General features: G+C 63.7%; 24 protein-coding genes. 9 read left to right on the top strand and 15 right to left on the bottom strand.

Going from position 1 to position 25,434, the window contains the following annotated elements; translation table 11 throughout:
* Positions 1-450: a helix-turn-helix transcriptional regulator gene (locus BH683_RS19895; protein ID WP_084838014.1), complete on the bottom strand. Its 450-nt coding sequence runs from the start codon at positions 448-450 to the stop codon at positions 1-3.
* A 356-nt stretch (positions 451-806) separates the two neighbouring features.
* On the opposite strand from BH683_RS19895, the gene BH683_RS19890 reads away from it, so the two are divergent.
* Positions 807-1,535 (top strand): class I SAM-dependent methyltransferase, encoded by a 729-nt coding sequence (locus tag BH683_RS19890; protein WP_246833489.1) that lies wholly within the window; start codon positions 807-809, stop codon positions 1,533-1,535.
* 132 nt (positions 1,536-1,667) lie between these two features.
* On the opposite strand, the gene BH683_RS19885 is transcribed toward BH683_RS19890, so the two are convergent.
* The 5 genes from BH683_RS19885 to BH683_RS19865 are packed head-to-tail and all read right to left on the bottom strand — an operon-like array spanning position 1,668 to position 7,412.
* Complete coding sequence (locus BH683_RS19885; RefSeq protein WP_084838013.1) at positions 1,668-2,648, bottom strand: alpha/beta hydrolase; 981 nt, start codon at positions 2,646-2,648, stop codon at positions 1,668-1,670.
* A 24-nt stretch (positions 2,649-2,672) separates the two neighbouring features.
* Complete coding sequence (locus BH683_RS19880; protein WP_168187085.1) at positions 2,673-4,067, bottom strand: wax ester/triacylglycerol synthase family O-acyltransferase; 1,395 nt, start codon at positions 4,065-4,067, stop codon at positions 2,673-2,675.
* Positions 4,068-4,095: 28 nt separating this feature from the next.
* Positions 4,096-5,769: an AMP-binding protein gene (locus BH683_RS19875; protein ID WP_084838011.1), complete on the bottom strand. Its 1,674-nt coding sequence runs from the start codon at positions 5,767-5,769 to the stop codon at positions 4,096-4,098.
* Positions 5,766-6,590 (bottom strand): lysophospholipid acyltransferase family protein, encoded by an 825-nt coding sequence (locus BH683_RS19870; RefSeq protein ID WP_084838010.1) that lies wholly within the window; start codon positions 6,588-6,590, stop codon positions 5,766-5,768. The genes BH683_RS19875 and BH683_RS19870 overlap by 4 nt, the downstream gene beginning before the upstream one ends.
* A complete protein-coding gene (locus BH683_RS19865) occupies positions 6,591-7,412 on the bottom strand; it encodes an alpha/beta fold hydrolase (RefSeq protein WP_084838009.1) in 822 nt (273 codons plus the stop codon).
* A gap of 219 nt (positions 7,413-7,631) precedes the next feature.
* Here BH683_RS19865 and BH683_RS19860 point away from each other — a divergent pair, with 219 nt between their 5' ends.
* Positions 7,632-8,015 carry an SRPBCC family protein gene (locus tag BH683_RS19860; RefSeq protein WP_246833488.1) on the top strand — a complete coding sequence of 128 codons (384 nt, stop codon included), beginning with the start codon at positions 7,632-7,634 and terminating at the stop codon, positions 8,013-8,015.
* Positions 8,016-8,054: 39 nt separating this feature from the next.
* Here BH683_RS19860 and BH683_RS19855 read toward each other — a convergent pair whose 3' ends face one another.
* The 5 genes from BH683_RS19855 to BH683_RS19835 are packed head-to-tail and all read right to left on the bottom strand — an operon-like array spanning position 8,055 to position 13,659.
* Positions 8,055-9,038: an ornithine cyclodeaminase family protein gene (locus BH683_RS19855; protein WP_084838008.1), complete on the bottom strand. Its 984-nt coding sequence runs from the start codon at positions 9,036-9,038 to the stop codon at positions 8,055-8,057.
* A gap of 25 nt (positions 9,039-9,063) precedes the next feature.
* Positions 9,064-9,990, bottom strand: a complete 927-nt coding sequence (locus BH683_RS19850; protein WP_084838007.1) for an ABC transporter permease — start codon at positions 9,988-9,990, stop codon at positions 9,064-9,066.
* On the bottom strand, positions 9,987-11,120 hold the full coding sequence (locus BH683_RS19845) for an ABC transporter permease (protein WP_094647619.1): 1,134 nt from the start codon (positions 11,118-11,120) through the stop codon (positions 9,987-9,989). The genes BH683_RS19850 and BH683_RS19845 overlap by 4 nt, the downstream gene beginning before the upstream one ends.
* Positions 11,121-11,125: 5 nt before the next feature.
* Positions 11,126-12,646 carry an ABC transporter ATP-binding protein gene (locus tag BH683_RS19840; RefSeq protein ID WP_084838005.1) on the bottom strand — a complete coding sequence of 507 codons (1,521 nt, stop codon included), beginning with the start codon at positions 12,644-12,646 and terminating at the stop codon, positions 11,126-11,128.
* A gap of 14 nt (positions 12,647-12,660) precedes the next feature.
* A complete protein-coding gene (locus BH683_RS19835) occupies positions 12,661-13,659 on the bottom strand; it encodes a BMP family ABC transporter substrate-binding protein (RefSeq protein ID WP_246833487.1) in 999 nt (332 codons plus the stop codon).
* 151 nt (positions 13,660-13,810) lie between these two features.
* On the opposite strand from BH683_RS19835, the gene BH683_RS19830 reads away from it, so the two are divergent.
* Entirely contained in the window at positions 13,811-14,557 is a 747-nt protein-coding gene (locus tag BH683_RS19830) for a GntR family transcriptional regulator (protein ID WP_084838190.1), read from the top strand.
* A 21-nt stretch (positions 14,558-14,578) separates the two neighbouring features.
* On the opposite strand, the gene BH683_RS19825 is transcribed toward BH683_RS19830, so the two are convergent.
* The gene (locus BH683_RS19825; RefSeq protein WP_084838004.1) at positions 14,579-15,067 is read right to left on the bottom strand and encodes a nucleoside deaminase; all 489 of its coding nucleotides are present in this window, start codon (positions 15,065-15,067) and stop codon (positions 14,579-14,581) included.
* A 129-nt stretch (positions 15,068-15,196) separates the two neighbouring features.
* Here BH683_RS19825 and BH683_RS19820 point away from each other — a divergent pair, with 129 nt between their 5' ends.
* Both BH683_RS19820 and BH683_RS19815 read left to right on the top strand, forming a co-directional pair.
* The gene (locus BH683_RS19820) at positions 15,197-15,622 is read left to right on the top strand and encodes a DoxX family membrane protein (RefSeq protein WP_281492327.1); all 426 of its coding nucleotides are present in this window, start codon (positions 15,197-15,199) and stop codon (positions 15,620-15,622) included.
* A 165-nt stretch (positions 15,623-15,787) separates the two neighbouring features.
* Positions 15,788-16,420 carry a dihydrofolate reductase family protein gene (locus tag BH683_RS19815; protein ID WP_084838003.1) on the top strand — a complete coding sequence of 211 codons (633 nt, stop codon included), beginning with the start codon at positions 15,788-15,790 and terminating at the stop codon, positions 16,418-16,420.
* 41 nt (positions 16,421-16,461) lie between these two features.
* Here BH683_RS19815 and BH683_RS19810 read toward each other — a convergent pair whose 3' ends face one another.
* Positions 16,462-17,649, bottom strand: coding sequence for a serine hydrolase domain-containing protein (locus BH683_RS19810; protein ID WP_084838188.1), 1,188 nt, complete (start codon positions 17,647-17,649; stop codon positions 16,462-16,464).
* A gap of 216 nt (positions 17,650-17,865) precedes the next feature.
* On the opposite strand from BH683_RS19810, the gene BH683_RS19805 reads away from it, so the two are divergent.
* Entirely contained in the window at positions 17,866-19,491 is a 1,626-nt protein-coding gene (locus BH683_RS19805; RefSeq protein WP_084838187.1) for a long-chain fatty acid--CoA ligase, read from the top strand.
* A gap of 40 nt (positions 19,492-19,531) precedes the next feature.
* Here the strand turns inward: BH683_RS19805 and BH683_RS19800 are convergent, their stop codons facing one another.
* Positions 19,532-20,020, bottom strand: a complete 489-nt coding sequence (locus BH683_RS19800) for a hypothetical protein (protein ID WP_246833486.1) — start codon at positions 20,018-20,020, stop codon at positions 19,532-19,534.
* 209 nt (positions 20,021-20,229) lie between these two features.
* The gene (locus BH683_RS19795) at positions 20,230-20,847 is read right to left on the bottom strand and encodes a TetR-like C-terminal domain-containing protein (protein WP_084838001.1); all 618 of its coding nucleotides are present in this window, start codon (positions 20,845-20,847) and stop codon (positions 20,230-20,232) included.
* Between the two features lie 50 nt (positions 20,848-20,897).
* Between BH683_RS19795 and BH683_RS19790 the strand changes: the two genes are divergently transcribed.
* The 3 genes from BH683_RS19790 to BH683_RS19780 are packed head-to-tail and all read left to right on the top strand — an operon-like array spanning position 20,898 to position 25,396.
* A complete protein-coding gene (locus tag BH683_RS19790) occupies positions 20,898-22,013 on the top strand; it encodes a hypothetical protein (RefSeq protein ID WP_084838000.1) in 1,116 nt (371 codons plus the stop codon).
* A 9-nt stretch (positions 22,014-22,022) separates the two neighbouring features.
* A complete protein-coding gene (locus tag BH683_RS19785) occupies positions 22,023-23,021 on the top strand; it encodes a TIGR03617 family F420-dependent LLM class oxidoreductase (protein WP_084837999.1) in 999 nt (332 codons plus the stop codon).
* Complete coding sequence (locus BH683_RS19780; protein WP_084837998.1) at positions 23,018-25,396, top strand: PEP/pyruvate-binding domain-containing protein; 2,379 nt, start codon at positions 23,018-23,020, stop codon at positions 25,394-25,396. Before BH683_RS19785 ends, BH683_RS19780 begins: the two co-directional genes overlap by 4 nt.
* The last annotated feature ends 38 nt before the right edge of the window (positions 25,397-25,434 follow it).

Below are 25,434 nucleotides of genomic sequence, written 5' to 3'. Positions count from 1 at the left end.
TCACGCTAGTTGCGACGGGGTGATGGGCGCTTCTCGATTCCTGATCGGTCTCGTCACCTGTTTCGCCACACACGACGGCATCCCGGCGGTCGAGAGCGCCGCGTCACGCCGGTAGACGCTGGGTGGGACGCCGACCAGCTCGGTGAATCGGGTGCTGAACGTGCCCAGCGATGAACAGCCCACCGTGAAGCACACTTCGGTGACACTGAGGTCGCCGCGGCGCAGCAGTGCCATGGCCCTCTCTATCCGCCGGGTCATCAGGTACGCATAGGGGGATTCACCGTATGCCCTCTTGAACTCGCGACTGAGGTGGCCTGCAGACATGTTCACACCGCGCGCGAGCGCCTCGACGTCGAGCGGCCGGGCATGCTCACGGTCGATCCGATCCCGGACGCGGCGCAGCAGAGCGAGGTCGCGCAACTGTTGGGCGTCTCGGGGTCTGCTGGTCATCTCATCGATCGTGCCACCTGGCACCGACCGGAGGCCAGTGCCGGACAGTCCGAGGACCCCTGCAACCTGCGTGTGGACAACCCGTCTTTTGTCGAGCGTGTCGCTTCCGTAATAAATCGCGGACGATGTCAGGACAACCGACGCCCGAAATGGGGCGCTCTACGAATTGTCCCGTATTACCACTTCCGGAGGGGCAAACATTCGCACAGCCGCCCTTCTATGCAATAGTTGATATTGTCGAGCATAACCGCCAGGCGGAATATGCGAATATGACAAATGGTTGGTCGGCCGACGGGAAACGTCATTACTGATGACGAACAACGAATCGGGCAATTCGGGATGGACGGGGATCAGACGTGAGCAATTTTTCGTGGCCTCTGACACGGGTGCAGGACACTCATGATGAACAGGCGATTAATTCCGGACGAAGTGTCCAAAATGTTCAGCACAACAGATCGATATTCGATCTGAAAACCTGGGACGGGGATTCGGCGCCCGATTCGGACCGTTGGAACTACAACACCCACTACTATCGGCTGACCGACAAGCTGATGCCCGGTACCGATTCTGTCTTGGACTTCGGGTGCGGGGAAGGGATGCTGGCCCGGAGACTGCGAGCTCGGTCAGCTCGCGTCGTGGGCATCGACCCTGACGAGGACAGTATTCGGGCAGCTCGCGAGCAGTCGGTCGGCGACATCGACTACATCTGCGGCGATGCACTCGAGTATCCGTTCGAATCCGAATCGTTCGACGCGGTTGTCTCCGTGGCTGTACTTCATCACATCGATGCCGCACGTGGGCTCGTGCGCATGGCAGAACTGGTCAGACCGGGTGGCACGGTGATCGTGATCGGATGTGCGAGCAGCGAACGTCCCCGCGATCTGATCATCGACCTCGCATCGACCGTCTCGGCGCTTGCCGTACTCAGCCGGCACAAGTTATGGAAACATCCCTGTCCCGTTGTTTGGCCGCCACCTGTCACCTATCGCGAGATGAAGAAGCTCGCACACGAGTTGCTACCGGGTTCTCGATTTCGGCGACACCTGTTGTTTCGCTATTCGATCTCGTGGACCAAACCCGTCTGAGAAAAACAACTGACCTTGGCGTCATTTATGTGCCGTGGTGGTGCTTGGTCGGCAATTGTCTTGATGTGATGCACATTCCGCGCATACTCGTAGTTCATGACCAGAGGCGGCCCAGCCGGTCGACGCGAGTATTCAGTAGGAATATTGTTCGCGGATCTCGGGATCGATCCTGGCAATCACGTTCTCGGCGGCCTCTACAAATGTCGGTACCCAGTCGGTGGCTCCGAGCACGATGGCAGCGTGACCGCCTGCCGCGGAGAAAACTTGTGCCCCGGTGATCGAAGCGGCCAGTCGGCGCTGTCGGCGACTGGGGATGATCCGGTCCCGAGTGGTCACGACAACGGCGGTCGGCACGTCCACCTCGCCGATCCACGCCGCCGAGTCGAAGCGTCCCAGTTCGGCGAGCGCGTGAGGGATCGACCATGCACTGGTGCTGCGGAACTCGACTCGCGTCCAGGCGGCCGAATCGGCCACTTCGATCGACGGCAGCTCGGGGAGGGTCTGGGCCAGCTGATCCACGTGTGCCAGCGCGAAGCCGGTCAAAGGCATCATGGTCGCGGTCATGAGCGGAAAGAAGAGGCGCTCCCCGTGTTTGCCGCGGAAGTTTCTTGCTGTGGAGCACAACACCAGGCCGCAGACCCGGTGCGGGTGGCGCCGCCAAGTGAGTTGTGCGACGGCGCCGCCCATCGAGTATCCGGCAATCACCGCGCGATCGACGCCGAGCGCGTCCAATACGGCGGCCACGTCGTCGGCGCAATCATCGAACTCGAACTTGGACGAGCGAATGCCCCGGCCATGCCATCGCTGGTCGAAAGTGACCACCCGATAGTGGTTCGACAGGGCGCCGAATGTCGCCATCCAGCTCAGGTACGCGGTGCAACCGAGGGCGTGCAGAAGCACTATGGTCGGTGCCTCAGGGGTGGGTCCGGGCACGTCGACGACGAAAGTCTTTCCGCGACCCGGTAATTCGAGAATCTGGCCTTCGGGGACGCTGTCGACCTCAGGTGGTGACGGAAGTGCCGCACGTAGTCCGGCTGCGGCTCCCTTGCGCACTAGGTCGACGCCGGGGCCGGACAGGCGTTGCGCTGCGGTCATCACTGTGCGGACAGTCATTTGTCTCACCTTTCTGGGGCTGCGTCACGGGTTACGCAATTGTTGGAGGGCCGGCTCGAGTGCGGCGACAAGCGAAGGAAGATCGGGCATCAGGTCAGGGCAGCTCAAGGCCGCGATGTTGAGGCGCCCGGCGTACGACCACGCCGTGATGTTGAGACCGATGCCCTCGATGAGCGGCCCGACACTGTAGAGGTCGTGAAGGCGAGATCCTGCGATGCGTATCTCGGCGGGCGGACCTTTCACATTGGACACGATCACGTTGAAGGGCGGCGCATGTCGCGCCGCCATCCGCGCATGTGAATACCACCGCAGGAGAGCGCTGAACGGAGCCGGTGGGGTGAACTGGACCCAGTCGGCGAGCATGCTCGGGCCGAGGGTGCGTTGCAGATCTTTCGAGGCACTCGTGATGTTCGAGATCGTATGCAACCGTTCGATCGGATCGTCGACATCGGTTGCGAGCGTGGTGAACAGGTTGGATACCCGGTTGCCGCTGAGCCGCGGTGAACTGCCCACCTCTTCGGTGGAGACCGGCACGCCGGCCAGCAGGGCAGTCGCCGGATGTTCGTCGCGTGCGTCCAACCACGTTCGGAGCGCACCGCCCACGACCGCCAGGACGACGTCATTGACGGTGACTCCGTTGGCCTTGCGAACCTGCTTGACGTGAGCCAGATCAAGCGTGCAGGTGGCGAAGTTCCGCCGCGGGGTCAACGCCCCGTTGAAAGAGGTGCGCGGGGCATCGAGAATCGGGCGGGGGACACTCACGTCGTGCTCACGCCGGCGACGAACAGCAGCAACAGCGCCGCTCGTCGTTCGACCGAGCAGACCATGGATTGTCCCGATCTGCACGGTCGCGTCGCGAAGCGCCAGTTTGATCTGGGTGCCCTTCGCCGGGACGGCGTCGAAGTGCCAGTCCGCGGGGCGGCCGGATCGCCGATCTGCGGTGGGGGTGCCTTCCCGGGGGTCGGCGATGTTGGCGATCAGGGCGTTGGCTGCGCCACCGTCGGCGAGCGCATGATGCAGTTTTCCGATCACCGCGACCAGTCCACCGGCCATCCCTTCGCACACGTGCACCTCCCAGAGTGGGATGTCCCGGTCGAGGGGTGTGCTACACACCTGCCCGATCAGTGCTTCGAGTTCTGTGTGACCACCAGGTGAGGGTAGGTCATGCCGAAATATGTGTCGGCCCGGCTCGATGGGTCCGTCTGAGATCCACATCGGATGGTTGAGAGCGAATGGAACCGGTAATGGACGCTGCTTCAGAGGCGGCAGGTCGTTCATCCGGGACAGTAGTTGTTTCTGGAGCCCGGCAAATGTGTAGCTGTCGCTGGGCTCCATGATGGCGATCTTGAGCGTGTGCATGTGCATGGTGGGCGTTTCCATGTACAGGTACCCGGCGTCGACGCCCTCCATGCGTTCCATCAGGTATGACCCGGCAGCGCAGCGGTGGTCATGAGGCAGGACCTGTTGGTACACCCGGGTCGCGTACCTCGGGCAGTTCACGTTTGACCACCTTGCCTGTGGCATTACGCGGCAAACTGTCGAGGAAGACCACGTCGCGAGGAGCCTTGAACCCCGCGAGTTGGGCTTTCACATGGGCCTTGAGCTCATCGGCTCCCGCCGACTGTCCTGGACGCAGGACCACGAAGGCCGCCAGACGCTGGCCGTACTGCGCATCGTCTACCCCGAGGACCGCGGCCTCGAGCACCGACGGGTGTTGGTGCAGCGTCTCCTCGACCTCGAGTGGGAAGACGTTCTCTCCGCCCGAGACGATCATGTCGTCGTCGCGTCCGACGACGAACAGCCGGCCTGCTCGGTCCAACGTCCCCATATCGCCGGTGAGCATGAAGGCCCCGTGAAAATCCTTCGTCTCGCCCGAGCTGTATCCCTCGAAATGCGAGTTGCTCAACACAGCGATCTTTCCGACATCTCCGGCGGCCAGCTCCTCGAAGTTCTCGTCGAGTATCCGAACATCGGTGCCTGCTGCCGGACGCCCCGCGGTGTCCGGCGCCGCGCGCAGATCGGCCGGGACGGCCGTGCTGATCAGCCCGGCTTCGGTCGCGTTGTAGCTGTTGTACACCACGTCACCGAAGCGATCCATGAAGTCGCGTACTGCATCTGCCCTCATCCGGGAACCACTGATCGTTGCGAACCGCAGTGTCGCCATCTGATGGTTGTCCAGCACCTCGCCGGGCAGATCCATGATCCGTTCCAGCATCACAGGAACGAGTGCGAGCCCACGCGCCCCGTGCTCGTCGACCATCGCCAACGTCGCCTCTGGATCGAAGCGGCGCCGCATCACCATCGTGCAGGTCATCGAGGCCGCCACCGCCATCTGACCAAAACCCCAGGCGTGGAACATCGGAGCGGCAATGACCACTGTCTGCTCGGCGCGCCACGGGATTCGCTCGAACATGGCTGCGAGGGCGCCCGCGCCGCCGCCGCCAGATCTGCGCGCCCCTTTCGGCGTGCCCGTGGTGCCGGAGGTGAGCAGAATGATGCGCCCGGCCTTCTTGGGCTTCGGAGGTCGGTTCCCGGAGTTGACGGTGATGATCTCATCGATGGTCTTGCCCGCGGAGGTGTCCTCGCACCAGGCGATCAACTCGATCAATCCCTCGATCTTGTCTCGCGCATGCGCAACCAGCCCCGAGAACTCCTCGTCGTACACGATTGTCGTCGCACCCTCGCGCACAAGGACTTCCGCGAGCTGGGGCCCCGAGAACCCGGTGTTGAGCAAGAGAGCGTCGGCACCGGTCTTCGTGGCTGCGGCCAGCGATTCGACCAACCCTCGGTGGTTTCGGCACAAGATCCCGATGGTCGCGGGTTCCCTGGTGTTGCTGTTGGCGAGTCCGACGGCGAGTGCGTCGCTGCGGTTCTCCAACGCGGCCCAGCTCAGCGACCCGCGCTCGTCGATGATCGCCGTTGCACGCGGACTGCGGGCGGCAGACAGGCCGATACCCGTCAAGGGTGAGGCGCCCAGTCGCAGCAGCGCTGCAATCATCCGTACATACTTGTCAGGGCGTAGCAGCGCGAGAAAACCTGCGCTGCAGAGTATCCGAACCATCCAGATCGTGTGCTTCACCCCATGCGCACCGGTGATGGCAAGGTGCTTCACGCGATTCATCCGATCACCGGGAATCGGCGAGTCCGCGCCATCTCGTCGAGCGCCTGTTGCATCCGATCTCTGACGACCCGATCGACCTCCTCGATGTCGGGATCGTCTCCGAACTCTTCCGTGATGTGAACCGGGTCGAGCACACGGGTCGCGATCTTCGTCGGCAGTGGCAGGTTCGGAGGAAGCCCCAACGAGAAACCGAATGGGAAGCCGAACGTCACCGGTACGAACTTCATCCGGGTGAGGCGATCGAGTTGCAGCAATTTGGCAAGACCTTCACCGCGCGAGAGAAACAGTTGTGCTTCATGCCCTCCGATGCTGACCACCGGCACCAGTGGAACGCCCGCCTCGAGCGCGGTGCGCACGTAACCGGTCCGGCCCTCGAAATCGATCCGGTTGGCGGATGTCGTCGGCCGGAAGACGTCGTAGTCGCCCCCGGGGAACACGATGGTGACGCCGCCTGATTGCAGGATGTCCTGCGCATTCTTTCGGTTGGCGGGGAGGAAACCGGTACGGGAGAAGACTTCTTTGGCCGGTCCCAGAAACAGGATGTCGTGGGCCAATACGTACAGCGGTCGTTCGGTGCCGAAGTGATCCCAGAAGGCCACCGCGATGACCGGCACATCCATCGCCATCACACCGCCGGAGTGATTGCTGACCAGCAGCGCGCCACCTTCGGGGATCTTGTCGACACCACGAACGTCCGATCGGAACCACGCCTTGACGGCCACTTTGAGCAAGGGCAGCACCCGCGCCACCCACGTGGGATCCCGCTGGGTCCACAGCGATGCACTATCGGGTTCGTTGACGACGATCGCCTTGTCAGCCATTCATGACCTCACGGTTGGTGTACGGGGCTGTTGTCCGAACAGCGAACGGTGCAGACATCGTCGCCATACGAACGCTGCATCGGCCGGGTGCTCGTGCGCGAGGCGGTCGGACACCACCGCCAGCGAGAGCGGGTTCGAGACAAGACCTATATGGCTACTCACCACCGCAATGTTCTGCTGGTCCTGGGCATCATCAAGCGCGCAACTGCGCCAGTTCACGACCCCGTCGGTCTTCGAATAGACCGCAGTGCAGGGGACGGGCATGGGTTGTCGGAGCGTGTCGACGATGTCCCTGGCTTCGGGGGAGAGGCCGTACTTGCGGGCTGCTCTCTCGAACAATGCGGTGGTGCGGGTGATCTCCCCCTGTGGCCGCCAGGGTGACCCCAAGGTGATGACGCGGTCGACGTGATCGGGCCGGACATGGCCGAGCCATCGCGCCAGCAGTCCTCCGAAACTCCAGCCGACCACGCTGACCGGCCGACCGTACCGTTCGTGGATGGTGTCGAGCCGGGCGGGCAGGCCCGCGACGATCTCGTCTGTCAGACCGTGGTTGGTTCCGAGCCCCCACCCGTGTACCCGGTAGTCCTGTCTTCTCAGATGTGCGCGCAGCCGTCGGGTCAGAGAATCCGAAGCAGAGAACCCGGGGAGCACCAGGACCGGGCGGCCGCCGCCGACACGTCGTACGGGCAACACGGCATCCAATCCGACCGATACGGGGTATTCGACAGCGACCCGGACCACCTCGAGGGCGGTGAGGGCGATCATCGGTTTGGGCAGCGGAGGGCCGCTTGTACGGTCGCGCGAATCCTCGAAGTCGTACATCCACCCATCCCCCGTTGGCCGAGCTGCCTCCGATACTAGAACGTGTTCTCGTTTTGCGTGACCAGGCTGACTGAATTGCTCCGATCGCGCAAGTCGAACCGCGACGATCGAAATCGCCACAGCGTCGGGCCGGCGCTCCGACGGCTGGGTACCGGGTGCGTTTGAACCAGCGCCACGGTGGCTATGGCTGCACTCATGCGCCTGCGATTGCGTCATCGAATGCCCAGCGTCGAGCTCGCCATCGCCGCCCCTGCCGCAGCAGTGTGGGAGGTGTTGGTGGATCTGAAAGTGTGGCCCGAGTGGGGGCCCACGGTCTCCGGCGCCGAACTCGACGGACCAGGACCCTTGACCTTCGGTAGCCGCGGCAAGGTATGGACGCCCGTGGGAGTACCACTGCCATTCGAGATCGACGAGTTCGTCGATGGCCGGGCGTGGGGCTGGCGGGTGGCGGGCGTGCCTGCCACCCGGCACGAGGTGATTCCGACGCGCGACGGTTGCGTCCTGAGTTTCGGCGTGCCCGTGTGGGCCCCGGCCTACCTCCCGGTCATGGCGGTCGCACTGCCGCGCATCGCACGGCTCGCGACGGCCCGCCGCTCGGCGTAATCATGGGTCGGGGATCCGTCCCGGTTTCGGAGACTGGCGTCAGGCGTTCAGAAGCACCGTCGAGCCTGCACCCTGCGCAATCGCGGCGTCCAGGAGCGTGCGGGCAGTGACGAGATCTTGCAAACCGATCCCGACCGAATTGAAGAGCGTCATCTCGTCGTCCGAGCGTCGACCGGTCTGAGGCGCCACGATGACGTCGCCGAGCTCGACGCGCACGTCGGCGGCGGTCAGATACCCCTCGGCGATGGCCAAGAGCACCTCACCCGATTTGCTCAGTGCCGTTGCGGTGCTGTCCACGATCAGGCGACAGTCAGCCATGCCAGGTCCGTCGATCTCTCTGTGGTCCGGTCGCGGCGGTGCCCCCACCGCGTTGAGATGGAGACCGGGCCGGAACCAGGCGCCTTCGATGATCGGGGTCTGCGACGGAGTGAGGGTGCACACGATGTCGGCGGCGGAGACCACTCGCCGTGGGGACTCGGCGTACTCGATCTGTACGTCCAAACCTGTTGTCCGATAGCGGAATCGGTCCACTGTTGCTGCCGACCGCGACCACACGAGAACCTTCTCGATCGGCCTGACGGCACAGATCGCGCGGGCATGCTCGACGGCCAGTGTGCCTGCACCGATCAATCCCAGGGTCGAGGACTCCTGCCGGGCAAGGTGAGCGGTCGCAACCGCGCTCGCGGCGGCCGTGCGGATCGCGGTGATCAGCCTGCCGTCGAGTACCGCTTCACACTCGCCGGTTCGTGCCGACAACAACATGATCGTCGACCGCTGACTGGGTAGTCCGCGGGCTCCGTTAAGGGGCATGTCGGACAGCATCTTGACGACGCTGGCGCCCGATCGGTGGGAGGACGCGACCATCGGAAGAGCTGTGCCACCGTCGATCAGTGGGAGTTGAGCGGGTGCCGGATTGACCGCGTCGCCGGTGGTGAGATCGATGTGGGCCTGTTCGATCGCGCGGTAGATCGCAGCGCGGTCGATCAGGGCGTCGATGTCGGAATGGGTGAGGATCAGAGTCATGACAGTGCCTTAGAGGTGATGGAGGTCAGGAGCGACCGGCGTAAGGAACGGTGAGGCAGGTCGGTGCGCGTCTGCCGCCGACGACGCCGCTGATGGCGACGATGGCGATGACGTAGGGCAGCATCACGAGTACGGCATAGGGGATGTCCACACCGACCGCGGGAAGGGCGAACTGCAGCGCACGGGCGACGCCGAAAAAGACGCAGGCCCAGACGATGCCCAGCACCTTCCAGCGGCCGGCGATGACCGCGACCACGGCGAGGTATCCGAGTCCGGCGGTCATGTTCTCGCTGAACGACTGCACCTCGGACAAAGGCAACTGCGCGCCGGCGAGGCCACCCGTCGCAGAGGCGAGTAGCACGCACAGTGCGCGGATCTTGTTGACGGACAGTCCGGTCCAGCCGGCGGAGATGGCATCCTCGCCGACGGCGTCGACCCGGACGCCTGCCATGGTCTGTCCCGAGAACACCAATGCGATGGCGATCACGACGGCCACGCACAGATACCCGAGCAGCGACTGCCCGAACAATGCGGGTCCGACGACAGGAATGTCGGTGAGAACGGGAATGTCGACTCCGGAGAAGCCGGCCACACCCTGTCCCTTTCCGTCGTCGAGCAAGATCCTGGCACCGTAGGTGGTCAGGCCGAGGGCAAGCGCATTTGCGGCTATGCCGACGACGATCTGATCAGCGCGGAATCGCACGGTGAGCAGTGCCTGCACCACACCGAAGAGCAGGGCCGCCAGCACCCCGGCGGCCACGCCGAGGACTGCGGACTCGGTAGTCGCGGAGGCCAGGACACTGGCGAAGGCACCGGTGAGCATCATTCCCTCCATGCTGAGGTTGAGCACCCCGGCCCGTTCGCTGATGGACTCGCCGGTGGCGGCGACGATCAGCAAGATCGCGAAAGCGACGCCACTGGTGAAGATCTGGGTGAGCATGTCGATGTTCACAGGCGTACCTCTTCAGCGGCCTCATCGGTGGCGGCCGCGGGGGAGACGGCCGACGTCTTCTTTCGGGAGGTCGTGGTCCAGAGTGTTGCTCCGGCAATCACGATTATCAGTACGCTCTGCACCACCGTGACGGTGGACGACGGAACTCCGGCTGCCAGTTGCAGATTGATCCCGCCGGCGACGAGAAAGCCGAGGAACACCGAGACCGCCGCCACCGCAACCATCGAGCCGCGGGCCAGCAGGCCGACCACCAGGCCGGTGAAGCCGAACCCTGAAGAGAATCCCTCTGCGAGTACGAAGGGCGCCGAGGTCACCAGGATGCCGCCGGCCAGCCCGGAGAATCCACCGGCAGTGGCCAGACCTACGAAACGAACCTTGTCGACGCCGATCCCGAGTCGCGCCGATGCGCTGGGTGACAGGCCGACCGATCGAAGCCGCAGACCGATGGCACTGTGCCGCAGTACGATTCCGACCGCTGTGATCCCGATGAGGGCGAGAACGATGGCGATGGTGGCCGGGGATCTTGTCAGACCCAGCAACGGCAGATGACTCGCCTCGCCCAAGGCTTCGGACTGGGGGAGTGTCTCGGACGAGGTCACGGGCTGTCGCAGCAGAGCGGGCTCATGGACCACCAGTACGACCAGCGCGAGACCGACGAAGTTCAGCAGCAGAGTGGTGATGATCTCGCTGGTTCCGCGGCGCACATACAGCCACGCCGCGATCGCCGCCCAGCAGCCGCCGGCGAACACAGCCGCCACGAGGGCGAGAACGACACCGAGCCAGACCGGCATCGCGTCACCGACAGTGACGCCGACCGTGGTGGCTGCGATACCGCCGAGGCACATCTGACCTTCTCCACCCACATTGACCAGTCCTGCGCGGTAGGCGACGGTGAATCCGGCGGCGACGAACATGATGATGGCCGCATTGTTCAGTGACGTTCCGATGGCGAAGGGTGAACCCAGGGTTCCTTCGACGAGGGCGTCGATCACCTCGGCAGGGCCCGCTCCGGCGCCGGCCGCCAGGGCGAGACCGACGGCGGCGGCGGGCAGTAGTGCCATCGCTGCCACCGCGAGCGGATTGCGAAGCCAGGCCCGCGCGGGTATTGCCCGGCGGCCGAGGGTGCTCATGACGGTCATGCGGCCACTCCCATCATCAGTTCGCCGATGGTGGTGGCTGCCGTTGTGGATCCGGCGTCGACCGAGCCCTCCAGTGTGCCCCGGTACGCGACCACGATGCGCGAACACAGCGCGAGAAGTTCGTCGACCTCGCTGGAGATCACAAGGACCGCAGCGCCGGCGGCAGCGGTTTCGCGCAGGCGCTCGAGGACGAAGGACACCGCGCCGACGTCGAGTCCGCGTGTCGGTTGAGCCGCGACGACCACCCGCAGACCAGGGATCGACAACTCACGTGCCAACACGACTTTCTGCTGGTTTCCACCTGAGAGCGAACCGACCGGGGTATCAAAGCCGTCCGCACGAATTGAGTACTCCGAGATCGCATTCATCGCATCGGCATTCATGGTTCGCCGATTCAGAAGACCCCACCGGCGGTAGGCATGCAGCCTCGCCAGTGCCATGTTCTCCGCGATGGAGAGCTCCGGGATGACGCCTTCGGCATGGCGGTCTTCAGGGACGACACCCACTCCCATCGCAGTGCGCTGGGCGGGGGTGAGTCCTGTGATGTCCGCGCCATCGAGGTGCACAGCACCGCTGTCCACACCGATCGAACCAGCCAGGATCGCTGCCAACTCCGATTGACCGTTGCCTTCGACGCCCGCAATCCCGACGATCTCGCCGGGCCGCACGGACAAGCTCACCTCCGACAGCGCGATGCTGCCGTCAGCTCTGGTCAAGTTGATCCCCTCGAGAGTCAGGCAGGCCGCGTCGGAAGCCGGTCGCGGGGGTGGGGCATGTCCACGATCGATCGGTTGCGCACCTCCCAACATCAGTTCCAACAGAGTGCTCAGCGGGGTCTGGGACAGGCGCCCGCCGCCGACGACAGCCCCGCTACGCAGCACGGTCGCCGAGTCGGCCGCCCTGCTGACCTCCCCGAGCTTGTGCGTGATGAGGACAACCGACTTCCCGTCTGCTGCCAGGGCGCTGCAGGTGTCGATCAGGGCATCGATTTCTGCGGGGTCGAGAACGGCAGTCGGTTCGTCGAGCAGGATGAGCGACGGTTCACGAAGTAGAGCCTTGACGATCTCGACACGCTGGCGGGCACCGATCGGCAAATCACGCACCCGTGCCTTCGTGTCGACGGTGAGGCCGTAGGTGTCGGCGATACGGTCGAGGCCGCGCCTGATGGCGTCGTGGGGTGGACGGAATCCGTTCCGCCCCAGCAGCAGGTTGTCTTCGACGGTCATCGTGGGTATCAGTGAGAAGTGCTGATGGACCATCGCCACCCCGGCATCGAGGGCAGCCGCGGGCGTTCTCGGACTGTACGTTTCACCGGCGATCGTCATGCGGCCCTGATCAGCCGCGACCGTTCCGTAGACCACGTTGCACAGTGTCGATTTGCCCGCGCCGTTTTCACCCAGAATGCAGTGCACGGAGCCCCGCTCGACCGTCAAGCTGACCTCGTCGAGTGCGCGAACATTGCCGTACGACTTTCCGATTCCGTCGAGAATCAGCAGCGGACCTGTTCTTGATGTCATCGTCCGGACCGGTCTCAGTAGGGCTCGACGGCGCCGGAGGTCAGCGCTGCCTTTGCATCGGTCAGGGCCTTCGTGACCGCGGGGTCATCCGAGCACGGGATGAAGTCGCTGCCGCCTTTGTCGGTGGTCAGGCCGAACGGCACCTGCGCCGCCGTCCAGGTGCCTTCGAGTGTCGCGTTGACCGCGTACTCGATCTCGGTGCCGATGTCGGTACGAACGAATCCGGCGTAGACGGCGTTCGCGCAATCACCCGGGATCGGCCCTCCGACCATGCGATTGCCTGAATCCCTGGCCGCCTGTTCAATGCCCTGTTTACCGAGGTTGACGATTTGTCCGAGGATGTTCGCGCCGCCCGCGTGGGCGGTCCCGGCAGCCTGTTTCGCCTTGGCCGGGTCGTTGAAGTCGCCGACGTACTGTGGGTTCAAGACCTTGACGTCCGGTCGGGCGAATGTCGCACCGTTCGAGAAAGCCTGTGCGGCATTGACGATCGCGGGAAGCTCGACACCGCCCACGAACCCGACGACACCGTTGGGCGACGACGCGGCCGCCACCGCGCCAGAAAGGAATTCGGCTTCCGCCTGTTGTGGATCGTAGTAAGCGAGGTTGTCCATCGGTTCGGCATCCGAGGGACCGCCGATCTCCACGAAATCGACGTCGGGGAACTGCGGGGCGACCTTGCGCACGTCGGCGTCGGTCTGTCCGCCGACGGAGATGACGAGGTCGTTCTCGGATGCGAAGCGCTGCAGGGCTTGCTGGTAGTCCGCAGGTGCGACCTGCTCCACATAGCTCAGGTCGACCCGGTCGCCGAGCGATTGCTCCAGCCGCTGGTAACCGAGGTAGCCCGACTCCATGAAACCGGTGTCGGTGACGGACCCGGGGAAGAAGACGCCCACCGAAAGACTCCCGTCCCCGGTCTCCGCCCCTGAGCTCCCGCACGCTGACATCCCGATGGTCAGGGCCGCGGCCGCACCCAGCGTCAGGGACGCCCGCGCCGTGTTGTTTCGGATCTTCACATTCTTCTCCCGTCGCCAACCGCCGGTTTAGCGGTATACCGTTAGGAGAAGACTCCGGTAGGAGTGTTTCCATTCGATTACAGCCCCGTTAGTTATTGGTATACCGCTACTTGGCCTCGGGATAGACTCGCTGGAAATGAACGAACCTGGGATGGGAGCTGGACTCGTGGCCGTGGCAGAGCGACCGGAAGACCCCGTGCACGACTCAAAGTCCCTGCGCCAGCGCGCCTACGAAGAACTTCGGCAACAGATCGTCGATCTGAGATTGGCACCGGGTTCACGGCTGGTGGAACGGGACCTCGCCGCAGAACTCGACGTGTCCCGGATCCCGCTCCGGGAAGCTCTGCAATTGCTGCAGCAGGACGGGTTGGTGGTGCTCGTTCCTCGGCAGGGCGCCGTCGTGTCACCGTTCGGCGTGAACGACGTGCGCGATCTGTTCGACGTCCGCGAGAGTCTCGAGGTCCTCGCCGCCAGACTCGCCGCAGAACGCGCGGATGCTGCCGGCCTGGCGCGGTTGTCCGATCAACTCGACGCGGCACGGGCGGCTACCGTGCGCAAGGACCGTCCGGCGATTGCACTCGCGAACGCGCGGTTTCATCAGATGATCGTCGATCTCGCGGCGAACCCGCTGCTCGAGTCCATGCTCCGCCCGCTCGAAGCCCGCACACAATGGCTTTTTCACCTCACGAAAGACCGCGACCCCGGCCGGCAGTGTCAGGAGCACGAGGAGATACTCGCTGCGATCGCCGCTCGCGATTCGAAGCGTGCCGCCGAATCAGCCTTTCACCACGTGCATTCCGGCCGCGAGGCAAGTCTCGCCATGGCAGGAGAGTGGTCCGGCGGAGCCATCGATCCCATCGAAGCGACGAAGAGCCGCCGACGGACCAGAGCGACCTGAAAGATCAATCGAACAAGTACATCACTGGGTGGCGGACTTGAACTTCTCCAGATGCAGCATCTTCATCTCTGCTTCGAGAAGCTCCGCAGGACCATCCACAGGTATCCCCGGCGCGACGGTGTTGATCGACAACCCTGCAACCGGGGATGGGGGAGCGCCCCATTCGTGCAGCCAGGTCGACAGTTGAGTCGACGACACCGCGTAGACGATGCGTCCGAGTCCTACCCATGCATGAGCTGCGCTGCACATCGGGCAGTGTTCACCTGAGGTGTAGACGGTGGCGCGAGCACGATCCTCGGGCGTCATGTTGTGGACGGCCCACAGTGCGATGGCCAGTTCCGGATGTCGCGTCTGGTCACCGTCTTTGACGCGGTTGCGATCTTCGAAGAGTGTCCGGCCCGCGGTGTCGATCAGTACGGATCCGAACGGTTCGTCGCCCGCGATCAGCGCTTCACGCGCCAGGTCGACGCAGCGCTGCAGGTGGTCGAGGTCGTCGTCAGAAACACTCACTGCGCGAGCCTACGACACACAGATCGACACCGCCCGGCGCTCGGGGCTTCGGCTGGAGGTCGATATCACGTCACTTAGTCCAGACACGTGGGGAATCCATTGACCGTCAAAGAAAATGTCGTCGCACTCTTGACGTCGAAGTCGCCTGCAACAGAGTCCACCCCGCGCAAGCTCGGTCGTGTCATCCTCGGTTCAGCGATGGTGTTCGCCGGGGTCGGGCACCTGACCTTCGCGCGGCAGGACTTTCAGGCTCAGGTCCCGGACTTCGTTCCCCTTGATCCAGATGTGACCGTGCTGGCCTCGGGTGTGGTGGAGATCGCCCTCGGCTCGTCGCTCATTCTGCTGAAGAGCCGCCGCGCCGCGATCGGTCTGATACTCGCGGTCTTCTTCGTCGCCGTCTTCCCCGGCAACATCGCGCAGTGGGTCAACCACCGAGACGCGTTCGGCCTCGACACAGATCAGGCCCGCGCAACACGACTGATCTTCCAACCCGTACTCATAGCGTGGGCGTTGTGGTCGACGGGGGCATGGGCCGCGCTGCGCGTACGCCGATAGCAATTGGGACGCATGGGCCGGTGACTCATCGCGGAAGTAGGTTCTCGCCCTCCGGGCCGTTGTGCCACTGAACTTCGAGGTGTGCGGCGCCTTGTTCCGATTATTTTGCCGGCGGGGCTGGGTCTACCTCTCGACCGGCACACACCGAAACGGCAGGGGCACACCATGGGACTCATTCACATCGAGATGTTCGCAACGCTCGACCTCATCGGGCAGGCGCCAGGCGGACCCGACGAGGATCCAGAGGGATTTCCGTTCGGCGGCTGGCAGGCACCTTTGATGGACGAGCTCACCGGTGCGCAGATCGCCGCCTCGTATCAGGGCACCGATGCGTTGCTGCTCGGTAGGCGCACATACGACATTTTCGCTGCGTACTGGCCTCATCAGCAAGGGGGAGCGGACAACAGCATCGCCACACTGTTCAACAGTGTTCCGAAGTACGTGGCGTCCCGTGGATCTGCCGACCTGTCGTGGAACGGCTCTACCCAACTCGGTCCGGACCTGGCGGGTGCGGTGCGCGAGATCCGCGAGCGGCACGAGTGCGTCAAGGTGGTCGGGAGTCTCGATCTGGTGCAGACGCTGTTTCGAGAACAACTCTTCGACCGCCTCGACCTGTGGGTTCACCCCATTGTTCTCGGCGTGGGCAAGAAAGTGTTCGGCGACGGAGCGATACCGACCAATCTCAGGCTTCTCGAGCAGCCGGAAGCTGCGCCGACCGGCACCGTGCTCCTGCGGTACGGGCGCGCGGAAGGTACGCCTGCGACGGGGGACATGACCGTCGACAACGCTACCGGTTGAGACCTCGCCACCACGCGGTCCGCCATGGCTGATGGCTGGGATCAGGGCACAGGCGGCGGGTTGTCGGGGAGCAGCAGTTTGCCGATCTCGGTCCCGATCGGCACCGCGTTGTTGGTGTTTGCGTCGGCCGCCGGCCCGAGTGTGGCGTAGACGATGATCGTCGTCTTGGAGGTCTTCTCGTAGAGGACGACACCGTTGTAGCCGCCGAATGACGGGTTCATGAACAACCAGCTGTCCAGGTGAACAGTCCCGAAGGCGAAGAACTTCTCAGCTGTCAAGGGCCCGATCCCCGCGGTCGAGGGCGCCATCATCTCTTCGAACCCGTTGTCGGACAACACTTCGCCGGTGGCCAGTGCTCGTACCCACCGGGCGATGTCAGGCACTGTGGAGTTGGTGTTGCCGCTGTTGAGGAACGCCGTCGGATTCCAGAAAGCAGAGTCCTCGAACATGCCTCGTTCATTGGTATAGCCGTGCAGGACCGGTTCGGTCATCTGCGGCGTCAGCATCACGGTGCTCGCCTTCATTCCCAACGGTGTGAAGATCCGATCCTTCAACAGGTCGCCGAGCGGTTGGCCCGTCGCCCTCTCGAGCACCAGTCCGAGTAGGCACAAATCGCTGTGGGAGTAGGCGAAGTTGGTCCCCGGCTCGAACAGTGGCGGACGGGAGTTCGCCAGGTCCAGGATCTCCTGGGCAGTGAAACCCTTCATCGGGTTCCCGTAAAAGATCTTCAGGAACTCGGGGTTGGTCACATAGTCCGAGATGCCGGAGGTGCTGTTCGCAAGCATCCGTGGGGTGATCGTGTCAGCGCGGGGAAAGTCGGGCACCCACCTGGCGATCGGCTCGTCGAGGTCCAGAGTCCCGGAGTCGTCGAGTTGCAACAGCACCGTCGAGAGCATTGGCTCCATCGGTTGTCCGACTCGTAACTGCATGTCGGGCGTGGCCGGGACCCCGATCGGGGAGTCACCGGCAGCCTCGACGACGACCTGCTCGTCGCCGCGCCACACGCCGAACACCGCACCAGTGAGATCGAGTTCGGTGAGCTTGGCACGAACGATGTCAACGATCTTGCCGGCGTCGGCGTTCGCGGCGGTGGTACTCGGTGCCGTCGACTCTGCATCTGCGCCGTCGTTGTCGTTTGATCCGCACGAGAGACTCGTCGAGGCGATGACAACACCGACAGCTACGGCCACGCCCCGGCGAAGTAGGGAACGAGTCGACACACCACCCATGGGCTCGGTCCCTTCGTGCGCACGCACAACGCGGTTGGAGTCGTTGCCAACTGCAATGTCAGCTACGAGTAGTTGATTTTAGATCGTTGCCATGCGCCGCAGGGACACTACGGCCAAAACTGCAGCCTCGCATGGTTTCTGCTTGTTCTCGGGATATCACCGGCCGAAATTGATGGAATGATTTCAGCCGTAGAGTTCCGAGATGTTGGAGGCACCATGCTCAGCACGATGCAGGACGTTCCGCTGTCGATCGCGCAGATTCTGCGGCACGGGAGCACGGTCCATCAGGGTGCGACGGTGACAACCTGGACCGATTCGGGCCCGCGGCACCGAACCTATGCCGAGGTCGGTCAGCGCTGCGGTGCGCTGGCGCATGCGCTCCAGGGACTCGGAGTCACGGGTGACCAACGCGTGGCAACCTTCATGTGGAACAACGCCGAACACCTGGAGTGCTACCTCGCGGTTCCGGCGATGGGCGCGGTGCTGCACACCCTCAACATCCGGTTGTTTCCGGAGCAGTTGATCCACGTCGTCAATCATGCAGAAGACCACGTGATCATCGTGGATCCATCGCTGATCCCGCTGCTCCAGCCGCACCTTCCCCGACTGGACACGGTCCGTCACGTCGTGGTGACGGGTACGTCCACGGCCGGGCTCGACGCGCCGGAGGGGGTGCAGGTCCACGCGTACGAAAGCCTGATCGCCGAGCAATCGGTTGAGTTGGGGTGGCCAGACGTCGAGGAACGTAGCGCCGCGGCGATGTGCTACACATCCGGCACCACTGGCGACCCGAAAGGTGTTGTCTATTCGCATCGTTCGATCTATCTGCACTCCATGCAGGTGTGCATGAGTGACGGTCCGAACCTCAAGCAAGGTGATCGTGCGCTGGCGGTGGTGCCCCAGTTTCACGCCATGGCCTGGGGTTTGCCTTACGCCGCTTTCATGATCGGCGCTTCTCTGATCATGCCCGATCGATTCCTGCAACCGGAGCCACTGGCCACGATCATCGAGACGGAACGGCCGACTCTGGCAGCAGCAGTGCCGACGATCTGGCAGGGCCTACACCTTCATCTCGAACAGAATCCGCAGGACATCTCGTTCATCCGCGAGGTGCTGGTCGGCGGGTCGGCCGTACCGCCTTCGTTGATGCACAGCTTCGAAGATGATCACCAGGTGACCGTGCTCCACGCCTGGGGGATGACCGAGACATCGCCGCTCGGCTCGGTGGCACGGCCGCCCGCAGACGTCACAGGTGACGAGATGTGGCGATATCGGTACTCGCAGGGCCGCTTTCCCGCCTCAGTGCAGGCTCGATTGATCGGTGATGACGGTGCCGCAGTTCCGCACGACGGCCATGGTGTCGGCGAACTCGAGGTCCGTGGCCCGTGGATCGCCGGGGCGTATTACGGCGTCGCCACCCCGGAGAAGTTCAACGAAGGTTGGCTCCGCACCGGAGACGTCGGATCAATCACTTCGGACGGCTATCTCACGTTGACCGATCGAACCAAGGACATCATCAAATCCGGCGGCGAATGGATCTCGTCTGTTGATCTCGAGAATGCGGTGATGGGCCACCCCGCGGTCGCAGAAGCCGCCGTCATCGGCGTACCCGACGAGAAGTGGGATGAGCGACCGCTGGTGGCAGTGGTGCTCCGGCAGGACAGCACGTCCGTCACAGTCGACGAGCTCAAGGAGTTTCTGACAGACAAGGTGGCCGGTTGGCAGGTGCCCGAGAACTGGGCGCTGATCGACGAGGTGCCCAAGACGAGTGTCGGCAAGTTCGACAAAAAGCGCCTGCGTGCGTCTTATCGAGACGGCGACCTGGACGTGGTCCGGATCTAGACCGACGGTCTATTGGACGACGAGGCTCCGGGGCAAGCTATTACGGCGACGTGTATTCGTTCCACAGGTCATCGACGATGTCCGCAGCCTCAGGAGGCAGGCACTCCGCGTCGTAACAGGGCCCGGCAGGCGGTGCCGTCTCCACCGGGGCGAGGGGAGGGCTCGCCGCGTCACCAGGTAACACCAGCTCTGTGGGCTCCGCCGTCGAGATCCCGCCGGCGGGAGCCAGGGTGCCCCACTGTTCGACGCCGTCGACGTTCGGAACTGTGGTGCATCCCCAGTACAAGTCATAGGCACCGGGAGGCAGGGCGGTGGACCCGTTCGGACCATCTTCTGTGAACACTTCCAAGGTCACTGTCTTGGTGGCTCCGGGAAGGATGAGCGCCCCCGGATCGACCGGGTTGACATAACCGAATGGTGGCCGCGAATCGCTGTCCGCCACAGATCCGGCGGGCAGCCCGAACAGTTTGCAGCCGATCAGCGCGCTGCTTTCGTTGATGATCGTCACGGTGGCGGTGTCACCTGTCACCGCAGACTCTGTGGTGACATCGTTCGGCGAGCCGTCAGCTGTGGTCGGGAACAGCAGCAACCCAGTGGCACAACAGGTTGCAGCCCCGAGAGCACGCAGGACTATTCGTTTGGTCACCAATATCAGGCCTTTCAACCGTCCCGCTTCGAGGGAGGAAGCCGAGTCGTGGGTCTGAAGAATATCTCAAACCTGGCGGGTCAGCCTCGCGGTCATTCGCCTTCCAGCGTCTTCTCCGGAGGCCAGCGTTCGGTGATCATCTCGGTCATCTCGTTCACCCAGGTCTCGTCGAGGGCTGCATCTCGACGAATGAGGATGCGGAAAATCGCAGTGCCCGCGACCATTTCGGCGAGCATCGGAAGCTGGTCATCGCCGCGGCGCTCCTGACCGAAGCGAGATTCGAAAGCTGTGAGGTTGCCGCCCAGTCGGGCGATCATCATGTTGTGGAGTTCCGGGTCGGCAACGGTGTCGGCGATCAGGCCCGGTAAGGCCAACCGCACCTCGGGTCGGTCGAAGATGATCCGAACGGTCTCCACCAAGCCCCTGATCTCAGTGCGGATATCTCCTGACCCGTCGGGCGTGGGGATCGCTTCGGCAAACAACACCGCTTCGTGAACGAGCTGCGCCTTGCCTGACCACCTCCGATAGATGGCAGCCGTGGTAGTCCCTGCACGCGCGGCGATTGCAGACAATGACAGCGCTGAATATCCCATCTCCAGAATCAGTTCGCGAGTGGCCGCGATGATCGCGGCATCGATCCTGCTGTCGCGTGGCCGCCCCGGCGCGGGCTGTGCAGACCTCTTGCCTTCGTTGCGGCTTTCTGCTGTCATGACTTCAGCATAGTTCCAATACAGTGTGCATCGTATTTGAGGGAGAGCTTGTGAACCTGAGCCCGCTCGACGAGTTTCCGATCCATCAGACGCCCGCGCCGCTGACCTGGCCGGCCACATCCGACCGAAACTTCTACGACCGGTCGTATTTCAATGTGCTCGACCGAGGCGGAAAGTTCATGGCGTTGACCGGTATCGGCTACTACCCGCGCCTCGGTGTCAAAGACGCCTACTTCGTCGTCCGTCGCGGAGACACGCAGACCGCCGTACACCTGAGCGACGCCATCGACGACGACCGCCTTCATCAGAACGTCAACGGCTACCGTCTCGACGTCATCGAGCCCCTGCAGCAGATGCACCTCACCCTCGCGAAGACCGAAGGCATTTCTGCGGACCTCACGTGGCGCGGTCTGTTCCCCGCGGTACTGGAGAAGCCGCACGAGATGCTCACCGAGCGGCGAGTGACGCTGCAGGCGAGCCGATTCGCCCAGGTCGGCTCGTGGCAGGGCTGGATCGATGTCGACGGCGAACGGTTGGAGGTCGATCATGACTCCAGCGTGGCGAGCCGCGACCGGTCATGGGGGATCCGACCTGTCGGTGAGGCCGAGCCCGCCGGTCGGCCGGATGCCGCATTCCGCGGGATGTGGTGGCTCTACCTACCGCTGGCGTTCGATGACTCCCAGCTGTTCTTGATCCTCCAGGAAGATCCCGACGGCCACCGCAGCCTCTACGACTGCACCCGCCGCTGGAGAGACGGCCGCGTCGAACAGCTCGACGGAGTCCGCGCCACCATCGACTACGCGCCCGGAACGAGGATTCCCCGTGGCGCCCATGTCGAGTTCATGAACCGGGCAGGCGACCAGATATCGCTCGATATCGAGTCGAAATTGTTTGCACCCATCGCTTTCGGATCGGGCTACGGTGGCGACTCCTCGTGGGCCCACGGTAGCTGGAAGGGCGGTCCGTTCGCCGAACGAGTCAGCTTCGACCTGACGGATCCGGAGGTGATGGCCCGAGCGCCGTTCAGTCTCATCGACCATATCGGCGAGGCCGTGTGCACCGAAGCCGACGGAACTGTCAGCAAGGGTGCGGGTTTGTTCGAGCATGGCGTGATCGGCCCCCACCACCCGTCGGGGTTCTCCGACTGGACCGACGTGGCCGGCTAGGCGGCGGGTATGAAAATCATGACAGCGCTGTTTGGCCCCACCGATGCGGTCGAACGCGCGGAAGTGCTCAAAGAGGCCGGCGCATCTGGAGTGTTCACCTTCGAAGGACCGTTCGATGTCTTCACACCGCTGGTGCTGGCGTCGTCCGTCAAGAATCTCGATGTGATGTCGAATGTCGCGATCGCGTTCCCCCGCAATCCGATTCAGCTCGCGCATCAAGCCAACGATCTGCAACTGCTGAGCGAAGGGCGTTTCATCCTGGGGCTTGGCACGCAGGTACGCGCGCAGATCGAGAAGCGCTACGGAGCGGAGTTCGATCGTCCGGTCGCCCGGATGAAAGAGATGGTGGGAGCGTTGCGAGCGATCTTCGCCACGTGGAATGAGGGGGAGCGGCTGGACTTCCGCGGAGAGTACTACCGGCACACCTTGATGACGCCGACCTTCGTGCCCGGGCCGAACCCGTTCGGTCCGCCGCCTATTTACCTCGGCGCGCTAGGACCTCGGCTCACCAAAGCAACCGCGGAAGTAGCCGACGGACTCCTGGTGATGCCGTTCGGGTCGAAGCGGTTCCTCCACGAGACGACATTGCCTGCGGTCCGGGAAGGGTTGGCTGCTGCAGGACGCAGCGAAGACGACTTCGAGGTGGTGCCCGAGATCATCGTGTCTGTCGGCACCGGACGCGACGAGGACCATACCTCGACCCGGATGCTGCTGGCGTTCTACGGTTCCACCCCCGCCTACCGGCCCGTGCTCGACGCTCACGGCTGGGGTGATCTGCAACCTGAACTCAACGCCATGTCCAAACAGGGCCGTTGGAAGGAGATGGCCACCTTGATCGACGACGACATACTGCACACCATCGCTGCGTGCGGAACCCCGGCTGAGGTGGCTTCCCACATCCGTGATCGCGTCAACGGGGTATCGGACCGGATCTGCCTCTATCAACCCAGCCCCATCGACGTCGGGTCACTCGCCGAGATCGTGGACGCTTTAGGGGAGTCGTCATGACGCTGACAACGATCGAGTTCGACGAGGTCCACGACGAACGCTACGGTGGCAAAGCTGCGGGGCTGGCCCAGCTGCGTCGTCTCGGACTTCCGGTACCGGTGGGATTCGTGATCCGTGATGCGTCGGCCCACGCCGCTGCCGAGGACGTGGGGACATGCTTCTCCCGGATGGAGGCCCTCGGCGCGACCCCGGTGGCCGTCAGGTCCTCGGCAGTCGGCGAAGATGGTGACGATCAATCCTTCGCCGGTCAATACGACACCGTCCTGGGTGTCGACTCCGCCGATGACTTCGTCCGGGCCGTGCGCGCGTGCGCCGACTCGGTACATTCTGGGCGGGCCTCGTCGTACAGCGGACAAGTCACCGCCACCATGCATCTGGTGGTTCAGCAGATGGTGGACGCGCGCGCCGCCGGGGTGGTGTTCACCGCGGATCCGGCCACCGGCAGACGCGACCTGATGGTCATCGACGCCATTGCCGGACTCGGCGAAGCGCTCGTCGACGGGAGCGCATCCCCGGACCATCTCGTCCTCGACATCCAAGGCGGCTCCGCTGTCCGTGAGGTCGGTGAAACTCCGGTGTTGTCGACCGACGAGATCGCCAACATCCGGTCCGGCGCCGTGCGTGCTTCTGAACACTGGGGCAGGCCTATGGATCTCGAGTGGGCCATCGACCAGTCAGGGACACTGTGGTGGCTGCAAGCCCGTCCGATCACGACGCTGCCCGGCGACTTGAACGAGATGGATTCGCCTCTCGCGGGCGACGATCACGTCTACACGCGTTGCAACATCGGAGAGATGATGCCGGGTGCATTCTGCCCGTTGACCGCATCGGTGTCCGGCTTCGCCATCGACTACGCGATGCAGATGACTCAGGTGGTGGCGCGGGCACAGCCGAGCTATCAGACGCCATGGCTGCAGGTCGGCTACTTCCAGGGACACATGTTTCTGAACATGACCGAGGGGACGGGACTGAGTTCAGGCCTGCTGGGCAACTCTTTGGAGCAGTTCTCGATTTCGATCTGCGGTCGGGTCGTCGACGAGCTGAAGCCAAAACCACCGAAACCGTTTCTTGCAAAGCTGATCAACACGGTTCGACTCAGTACGTATGCATTGTCCGCCGGTCCCGCGATCCGGCGCCTGCCGAGGCAGATCGCCGCGTTTCGTGTCCCGACGAGTGATGATCCTCGACTTGTGCTGCAAGAGTTGGAGTCTGGCGTTGAACAGTATTGCGAGATCACGCTGACACATGTGCGGTCTTCGTCGCGCGCAGCAGTTGCGGCCAATATTCTCGAGAGTGTCTTGATCAAACAGGCGATCAAGTCGGGTCGAAGCGAGGACGAGGGTCGAGCCGACGCCACCCGGCTCATGGCCGGTGCAACCGAAGTCGAGAGTGCGCTCATGCTCGAGGAGCTCGACTCGGTGGTACACGCCGTGGCCGCCGACGCGGTGGCCGCAGAGAGGTTCTTGGCCGCGAAGCCGGCCGTCGCCATCGCCGAGTTGAGAACTTCGGGCGGCTCGATCGGTCAGGCGCTCGATCAGTTCCTCGATCGTCACGGCCACCGCGGGTACAGAGAACTGTGTATGCGCGACGCATCCTGGGCCGAGGATCTCGAGGGTCTGGGTGCCATGATGCAGGTGATGGTGCGGTCGGCGCTCGATCCGGCTGCGACAAGACCGAGCAGCATCGACGTCGAGGCGGCCACGTCGTCTACCGTCAGACTTCTCGCACGGTTGGCCCAGGGTGGCGCGCGCGGACGCGAGGAGACGAAGTCGAAGATGGCCCTGATGGCGCACTCGCTCAAGCTGGGCTATCGGCACCTCGGTGGGGTGCTGGCGAAGGCGGGACGACTGCCCGACTCGGATCTGGTGTTCTTTTTCGACCGTGCAGAACTGACTCGCATCGTCGGTTCAGAAGACGTCACCGCACTCATCCAGAGCGCGGTGAAGCGTCGCGAAGCGCTGGCATTCCAAGGCTCTCTCGAGTTCGCCGACGTTTCTGTCGGCCGACCCACTCCGCTGATCGCCCGTCCGCAACCCAGTGTCACCGGCGACGAGATCGTCGGACGGCCCGCCAGCCGTGGTTCCGTGGAAGGCGTCGTGCGCGTTGCGAGGTCGATCGTCGACGCGCGCGAAGTGGAGCGTGGTGAGATCCTGGTGGCCCCGGTCACCGACGTCGGGTGGACGCCGTACTTCACGGTCATCTCGGCACTCGTCACCGATATCGGCAGTTCGGTGTCCCACGGTGCTGTGGTGGCACGCGAGTACGGTCTGCCTTGCGTTGTCAACACCCTGGTGGCCACGCAGGTGCTCAAAACCGGCGATCGAGTCCGGGTGGACGGCGACCGAGGGGTGATCACGCGTCTCGATCGGCCCTGACCTGTTGTACTGAGCGGTGTTTCGATCCGGCGGCACGC

This window comes from Williamsia sp. 1138 (genome assembly GCF_002095435.2).
Taxonomy (GTDB): Bacteria; Actinomycetota; Actinomycetes; order Mycobacteriales; family Mycobacteriaceae; genus Williamsia.
Note: the sequence above shows the minus strand (reverse complement) of the source record. Positions and strands in the feature narration are given on the sequence as shown.

What these genes read in the sequence shown, in the direction of transcription:
- BH683_RS19895 (WP_084838014.1), bottom strand. Translation starts at nt 450, where the DNA reads ATGACCAGCAGACCCCGAGACGCCCAACAGTTGCGCGACCTCGCTCTG.
- BH683_RS19885 (WP_084838013.1), bottom strand. Translation starts at nt 2,648, where the DNA reads ATGACTGTCCGCACAGTGATGACCGCAGCGCAACGCCTGTCCGGCCCC.
- BH683_RS19880 (WP_168187085.1), bottom strand. Translation starts at nt 4,067, where the DNA reads ATGGAACGCATGGAGGGCGTCGACGCCGGGTACCTGTACATGGAAACG.
- BH683_RS19875 (WP_084838011.1), bottom strand. Translation starts at nt 5,769, where the DNA reads ATGAATCGCGTGAAGCACCTTGCCATCACCGGTGCGCATGGGGTGAAG.
- BH683_RS19870 (WP_084838010.1), bottom strand. Translation starts at nt 6,590, where the DNA reads ATGGCTGACAAGGCGATCGTCGTCAACGAACCCGATAGTGCATCGCTG.
- BH683_RS19865 (WP_084838009.1), bottom strand. Translation starts at nt 7,412, where the DNA reads ATGTACGACTTCGAGGATTCGCGCGACCGTACAAGCGGCCCTCCGCTG.
- BH683_RS19860 (WP_246833488.1), top strand. Translation starts at nt 7,632, where the DNA reads ATGCCCAGCGTCGAGCTCGCCATCGCCGCCCCTGCCGCAGCAGTGTGG.
- BH683_RS19855 (WP_084838008.1), bottom strand. Translation starts at nt 9,038, where the DNA reads ATGACTCTGATCCTCACCCATTCCGACATCGACGCCCTGATCGACCGC.
- BH683_RS19845 (WP_094647619.1), bottom strand. Translation starts at nt 11,120, where the DNA reads ATGAGCACCCTCGGCCGCCGGGCAATACCCGCGCGGGCCTGGCTTCGC.
- BH683_RS19840 (WP_084838005.1), bottom strand. Translation starts at nt 12,646, where the DNA reads ATGACATCAAGAACAGGTCCGCTGCTGATTCTCGACGGAATCGGAAAG.
- BH683_RS19830 (WP_084838190.1), top strand. Translation starts at nt 13,811, where the DNA reads ATGGGAGCTGGACTCGTGGCCGTGGCAGAGCGACCGGAAGACCCCGTG.
- BH683_RS19815 (WP_084838003.1), top strand. Translation starts at nt 15,788, where the DNA reads ATGGGACTCATTCACATCGAGATGTTCGCAACGCTCGACCTCATCGGG.
- BH683_RS19810 (WP_084838188.1), bottom strand. Translation starts at nt 17,649, where the DNA reads ATGGGTGGTGTGTCGACTCGTTCCCTACTTCGCCGGGGCGTGGCCGTA.
- BH683_RS19805 (WP_084838187.1), top strand. Translation starts at nt 17,866, where the DNA reads ATGCTCAGCACGATGCAGGACGTTCCGCTGTCGATCGCGCAGATTCTG.
- BH683_RS19795 (WP_084838001.1), bottom strand. Translation starts at nt 20,847, where the DNA reads ATGACAGCAGAAAGCCGCAACGAAGGCAAGAGGTCTGCACAGCCCGCG.
- BH683_RS19785 (WP_084837999.1), top strand. Translation starts at nt 22,023, where the DNA reads ATGAAAATCATGACAGCGCTGTTTGGCCCCACCGATGCGGTCGAACGC.
- BH683_RS19780 (WP_084837998.1), top strand. Translation starts at nt 23,018, where the DNA reads ATGACGCTGACAACGATCGAGTTCGACGAGGTCCACGACGAACGCTAC.